The sequence below is a fragment of the Streptomyces sparsus genome (genome assembly GCF_054776295.1).
In genome coordinates this window covers 1-5,094 of the sequence record NZ_BAAHCA010000312.1, presented here as the reverse complement: position 1 = coordinate 5,094, position 5,094 = coordinate 1, and the positions used below count along the sequence as shown (strand labels likewise).

8 protein-coding genes are annotated in these 5,094 nt (G+C 73.1%); 3 read left to right on the top strand and 5 right to left on the bottom strand.

Annotation, left to right across the window (positions count from 1 at the left end; genetic code table 11):
• Both ACYVE9_RS15165 and sigE read right to left on the bottom strand, forming a co-directional pair.
• Window positions 1-439 (bottom strand): anti-sigma factor family protein (locus tag ACYVE9_RS15165; RefSeq protein WP_461028371.1); only part of this gene is annotated, 439 nt, incomplete at its 3' end.
• Window positions 436-1,233, bottom strand: coding sequence for an RNA polymerase sigma factor SigE (sigE, locus tag ACYVE9_RS15160; RefSeq protein ID WP_461028370.1), 798 nt, complete (start codon window positions 1,231-1,233; stop codon window positions 436-438). The genes sigE and ACYVE9_RS15165, both read right to left, overlap by 4 nt.
• Window positions 1,234-1,416: 183 nt before the next feature.
• Here sigE and ACYVE9_RS15155 point away from each other — a divergent pair, with 183 nt between their 5' ends.
• On the top strand, window positions 1,417-2,073 hold the full coding sequence (locus ACYVE9_RS15155; protein WP_461028372.1) for an O-methyltransferase: 657 nt from the start codon (window positions 1,417-1,419) through the stop codon (window positions 2,071-2,073).
• A 141-nt stretch (window positions 2,074-2,214) separates the two neighbouring features.
• Here ACYVE9_RS15155 and ACYVE9_RS15150 read toward each other — a convergent pair whose 3' ends face one another.
• Complete coding sequence (locus ACYVE9_RS15150; RefSeq protein ID WP_461028369.1) at window positions 2,215-2,382, bottom strand: DUF3117 domain-containing protein; 168 nt, start codon at window positions 2,380-2,382, stop codon at window positions 2,215-2,217.
• A 277-nt stretch (window positions 2,383-2,659) separates the two neighbouring features.
• Here ACYVE9_RS15150 and ACYVE9_RS15145 point away from each other — a divergent pair, with 277 nt between their 5' ends.
• Window positions 2,660-3,448 carry an enoyl-CoA hydratase/isomerase family protein gene (locus ACYVE9_RS15145; RefSeq protein ID WP_461028368.1) on the top strand — a complete coding sequence of 263 codons (789 nt, stop codon included), beginning with the start codon at window positions 2,660-2,662 and terminating at the stop codon, window positions 3,446-3,448.
• A gap of 62 nt (window positions 3,449-3,510) precedes the next feature.
• Here ACYVE9_RS15145 and ACYVE9_RS15140 read toward each other — a convergent pair whose 3' ends face one another.
• Complete coding sequence (locus tag ACYVE9_RS15140; RefSeq protein ID WP_461028367.1) at window positions 3,511-4,086, bottom strand: DNA-3-methyladenine glycosylase I; 576 nt, start codon at window positions 4,084-4,086, stop codon at window positions 3,511-3,513.
• Window positions 4,083-4,460, bottom strand: a complete 378-nt coding sequence (locus tag ACYVE9_RS15135) for a DivIVA domain-containing protein (RefSeq protein ID WP_461028366.1) — start codon at window positions 4,458-4,460, stop codon at window positions 4,083-4,085. The genes ACYVE9_RS15140 and ACYVE9_RS15135 overlap by 4 nt, the downstream gene beginning before the upstream one ends.
• A gap of 209 nt (window positions 4,461-4,669) precedes the next feature.
• Between ACYVE9_RS15135 and ACYVE9_RS15130 the strand changes: the two genes are divergently transcribed.
• The coding region (locus tag ACYVE9_RS15130) for a dihydropteroate synthase (RefSeq protein ID WP_461028365.1) at window positions 4,670-5,094 on the top strand (425 nt) is incomplete at its 3' end.

Sequence of the window (5,094 nt, the reverse complement as noted above, 5' to 3'; positions counted from 1 at the left end):
GACCTACGGCAGGACCCGGCACACCCTCGTGGACCGTTCCGCCTACGACGGCCCGCTCCTGCTCGGTGCGGTGGATGCGGAAGCCGCGGTGCGGCAGCAGGCCGCTGTCCGGCGCGGCGGAGGAGAGGAAGGAGAACTCCAGCGCGGACCCGGCGGTGGGCCGGCCGGCCCGGGTGCCGGGGCCGGCTGCCGGGTCCTCCGCGACCGAGAGCCCCTGGAGCCTGGCCAGGAATCCGTCGGACGGCGGGGGCGGCACGGCGGCGGCGAAGACGTTCTTCACCCGGCGCTGCGCGTCAGCCTCCGCCTTGCAGCCGTGGCAGGTGGCGAGGTGGGCGAGGACCCGCTCGCGCGCCTCGTGGCCCAGCTCGCCGTCGATGAGCCCGGCCAAGCGGTCCCCGAGGTGCTGCTCGGCCACGGTGGGTTCCGTGGTGCCGCTCACGCGCTGCCGCCTCCCTCCAGCGGGGCGCCCACCGCTCCGACGGGCACCTCTGCCGGTGCGCGAAGCTCGGCACGGCGTTCCGGGGAGCGGTGTTGCAGCGACTTGCGCAGGTGGGAGCGGCCGCGGTGGATGCGGCTGCGGACGGTGCCGAGCTTGACGCCGAGGGTGGCCGCGATCTCCTCGTAGGACAGCCCCTCGATGTCGCAGAGCACCACCGCGGCCCGGAACTCCGGGGCGAGGGTGTCCAGGGCCTGCTGCACGTCCGCGTCGAAGTGGGTGTCCTGGAAGTGCTGCTGCGGGGAGGGCTCCCGGCTGGGCAGCCGCTCCGCGGCGTCGTCGCCGAGCGCGTCGAAGCGGATGCGCTGCTTGCGGCGGACCATGTCCAGGAAGAGGTTGGTCGTGATGCGGTGCAGCCAGCCCTCGAAGGTGCCCGGCGTGTACGTGGACAGCGACCGGAAGACGCGGACGAAGACCTCCTGGGTGAGGTCCTCGGCGTCGTGCTGGTTGCCGGTCAGCCGGTACGCGAGCCGGTAGACCCGTGAACTGTGCGTGCTGACGATCTCCGCCCAGGACGGCGGGGTCCACGCCTGGCTGTCCGCGTCGGTGGAGAACGTCGCCGTGGTGCGCGGGGCCGGGGTGGAGGCGGAATCGGCGGCGTGGCTGCGGTCAGCGGTGTAGGTCACGGATGTTGGCCCGACGGACGACCTGCGGAGACGCCTCAGCACCCCCCGGTCACCGGCCGTAGCCGCACCTCCCCTGTTGGCTCTGGTGGTGTCCAGTGGAGCACCTACCATAGCCATCCTGCCCGTTAGCTCCAGATAAGCATTTTTGACCAGCATTTGGTCGTGTCCCCTCGCCGGGCCTCCGCGGTCGCTCACAGTCACCTGTCCTCTTCAACGCGCGGTCCCATCAGCGGGTTCCCGGGCCCAGCGGATACAGTCACGGTTGCGTGGGTCCACGGGGACAGGAGAGTTGAAATTACCGGCAACCGGCAGACGAGCTGGGCGTTCGCCGACGCGTACGGCGTGGAGAACGCCGACAGTGCCGCGAACGTGGCGCTGAGCTGGGCGCACGACCGGGCACGGGAAGTCGGACTGCGCGCGGTGTCGGACGGCACGGGGGCGGCGCTGCGGCTGCTGGCCGCCGCGACGGACGCCAAGGCCGTCGCCGAGATCGGGACGGGGACGGGCGTCTCCGGTATTCACCTGCTGCACGGCATGCGCCCCGACGGGGTGCTCACCACCGTCGATCTCGAACCGGAGCGGCAGCAGTTCGCCCGGCAGGCGTTCCGGGCGGCCGGGTTCGCCGGCAACCGGGCGAGGTTCATCCCCGGCCGGGCCCTGGACGTGCTGCCCCGGCTGGCCGACGGCGGCTACGACCTCGTCTTCTGCGACGGCGACCGCCTGGAGTGCCTGGACTACCTCGCCGAGGCGCTGCGGCTGCTGCGCCCGGGCGGCCTGGTCTGCTTCGAGGGCGTCTTCGCCGACGGCCGGACCGTCGACTCCTCCGCGCAGCCCGCCGAGGTGCTGAAGCTGCGCGAGCTGCTGCGCACCGTCCGCGACAGCGGCGGCCTGCTGCCCACGCTGCTCCCGGTGGGCGACGGCCTGCTCTGCGCCGTCAAGCGCGGCACCTGAGCGACCGCCGCCCCGGCCCGTCGCCGACCCACTGCCCACCACCGCACCGGCCCGTCCGCCGGGAACGCCGACTGCCCCCGGAGCCGAGGGCTCCGGGGGCAGTCAAGAATTCGTGGCGCCGGTGGCGCGGACAGGTCGCCGTCAGTCGCAGACCTTCTTCAGTTCCTCACCGAGAGCGACCGCCTCGTCGCGGTTCAGCTCTACAACGAGCCGCCCGCCACCTTCGAGCGGAACGCGCATGATGATGCCCCGCCCCTCCTTGGTCACCTCGAGCGGGCCATCACCCGTTCGCGGCTTCATGGCCGCCATGCTCGTTCCCCTTCCTGAAACCAGCTCATCACAGCCGGCGGCCCCAGAAAGGCACGGTGTCACCGGCATCGAACACATTGCTTCCCGGCCATTATCCCGCATGGCACGACCCGATGACCAACATCGGTGGTGATCACCTTGGTAACGCTCTTCCGCAAAACGCCTCATTTCGGCGATCACGCTGCAATACCGCCCCCGCCGGGACGCCGACCGGGTTGACGCAGGTCACACCGGGGGCCGTATGTCGGCGCCCGCCGATGTCCGCCATGCTGGGCCCATGGCCGACACCGTGCTCTACGACCTGACCGAAGGTCTCGCGACCGTCACCCTGAACCGCGCCGACGCGATGAACGCGTTGGACACCGAAACGAAGATCGCCCTGCGGGACGCCCTGCAACAGGCAGCGGGCGATTCGGCCGTTCGGGCGGTGCTGCTGACCGGCACCGGCCGGGCCTTCTGCGTGGGACAGGACCTCAAGGAACACATCAAGGCCCTCCAGGGCAGCGGCGGCAGCGCGCTGAACACCGTCGAGGAGCACTACAACCCGATCACACTGGCGATCGCGTCCATGCCGAAGCCCGTGGTGGCCGGGGTGAACGGGGTCGCCGCCGGGGCCGGGGCCGGTTTCGCGTTCGCCGCCGACTACCGGGTGATCGCCGACACCGCCGCGTTCAACACCTCGTTCGCGGGGGTCGCCCTGTCCACCGACTCGGGCATGGCGTGGACGCTGCCCAGGCTGGTCGGGCCGGCCCGGGCGACCGAGCTGCTGCTCTTCCCGCGCACGGTGAAGGCGCCGGAAGCCCTGGAGCTGGGTCTGGCGCACCGGGTGGTGCCCGCCGACGAACTGCCCGCGGAGGCCGAGGCGGTGGCCCGCCGGCTGGCGGAGGGCCCCACGCTGGCCTTCGCCGCGATGAAGGAGGCGATGGCGTTCGGCGCCTCGCACTCGCTCGCGGACACGCTGGCCAAGGAGTCCGAACTCCAGCTGCGGGCCGGCGCCTCGCGGGACCACGGGATCGCGGTGGCCTCATTCGTCGCCAAGGAACGCCCGGAGTTCACCGGCACCTGACCGCCCGTGCGCGCACCTGACCGCCCGTCCGCACGGGGACCCCGCCGGCCCCGGCGGGGTCGTCAGCGGCTGACGCACTCCGCAAGGTGGTCGTTGACCAGGCCGCAGGCCTGTATCAGCGCGTAGGCGGTGGTCGGGCCGACGAAGCGGAAGCCGCGGCGCTTCAGCTCCTTGGCGAGTGCGGCGGACCGCTCGGTCGCGGCCGGCACATCGTCGGTGGTCACCGGCACGGGGCGGGCGGCGGCCGGTTCCGGCGCGTGCGACCAGATCAGGGCGTCCAGCTCACCGGGCGGCCAGCCCGCCGCGACCCGGGCGTTGGCGAGCGCCGCGTCGATCTTGGCGCGGTTGCGGATGATGCCCGGGTCGGCGAGCAGGCGCTCCCGGTCCGCCTCGGTGAAGGCGGCCACCTCGGCGATCCGGAACCCCGCGAACGCCGCCCGGAAACCCTCCCGGCGCCGCAGGATCGTCAGCCACGACAGGCCGGACTGGAACGCCTCCAGGCACAGCCGTTCGAAGAGGGCGTCGTCGCCGTGGACCGGTCGGCCCCACTCGGTGTCGTGGTAGGCGGTGTAGTCCGGGGTGGAGACGCCCCAGGGGCAGCGGAGCCGGCCGTCCGGGCCGGGGAGCGGCCCGCTCACCGCTGCTCGGGGTCGTCCTGCTCGCCTTCCTGGAACAAGCCGCCGCGGCCCATCGCGGCGGCCTGCGCGCCGGCCAGCGCCGACTCCAGCTCGGCGATGCGGGCGTCCCGCTCGGCGCGGAACTCGCCGAGCCGGTCCAGCACCTCGTCGACCTCGGACATGCGGTAGCCGCGCAGCGCCAGCGGCAGGCGCAGCGACTCCACGTCGGCACGGCCCACCGGACGGTCCTCGGGCAGCGGGTCCACCGGGACGTCCGGCTCGGCGTCCCGCAGGCCGCCCTCCACCGCCCGCCCGGAACCGTCGCCGCTGCCGACGACGGCCAGCGTGACCGCGCCGACCACCGCGAGCATCGCGATCAGCAGGAACCAGAACACGGCGTTCACCTCGGGATCAGTCGGTAGGAGGTGCCCTGATCGTGCCATGCGGCACGCCGCCGGTGGCGGGCACCCGCCCGATCGTGCCACGCGGCACCGGCGGTTAGGGTCGGCGTGGCACGATCGGGCGGCGCGGGCGCCGCAGCCGGGGCGCAGGCAGGGCGACACCGCGCCGCCCGCACCGGAGAATCGAAGGGAACGCCTCGAACATGCTGCGGCTGGGACGACGGGAGTTCGGCGCGCACGAACCCGTGATCATGGCGATCGTGAACCGCACTCCGGACTCCTTCTACGACCGGGGGGCGACCTTTCTCGACGAGCCCGCGCTGGAGCGGGTCGAGCAGGCGGTGGCGGAGGGCGCGGCCATCGTCGACGTGGGCGGGGTCAAGGCGGGGCCGGGCGACGAGGTCAGCACCGCGGAGGAGATCCGGCGCACCGTGGGGTTCGTCGCCGAGGTCCGCCGCCGGCACCCGGACGTCGTGATCAGTGTGGACACCTGGCGGCACGAGGTCGGCGAGGCGGTGTGCGAGGCCGGGGCGGACCTGCTCAACGACGCCTGGGGCGGGGTGGATCCGCGACTGGCCGAGGTCGCCGCGCGGTACCGCACGGGCCTGGTGTGCACGCACGCCGGCGG

Bases quoted from the DNA above. Each gene is read 5' to 3' on its own strand.
- sigE (WP_461028370.1), bottom strand. From the start codon at position 1,233: ATGGTAGGTGCTCCACTGGACACCACCAGAGCCAACAGGGGAGGTGCG.
- ACYVE9_RS15150 (WP_461028369.1), bottom strand. From the start codon at position 2,382: ATGGCGGCCATGAAGCCGCGAACGGGTGATGGCCCGCTCGAGGTGACC.
- ACYVE9_RS15145 (WP_461028368.1), top strand. From the start codon at position 2,660: ATGGCCGACACCGTGCTCTACGACCTGACCGAAGGTCTCGCGACCGTC.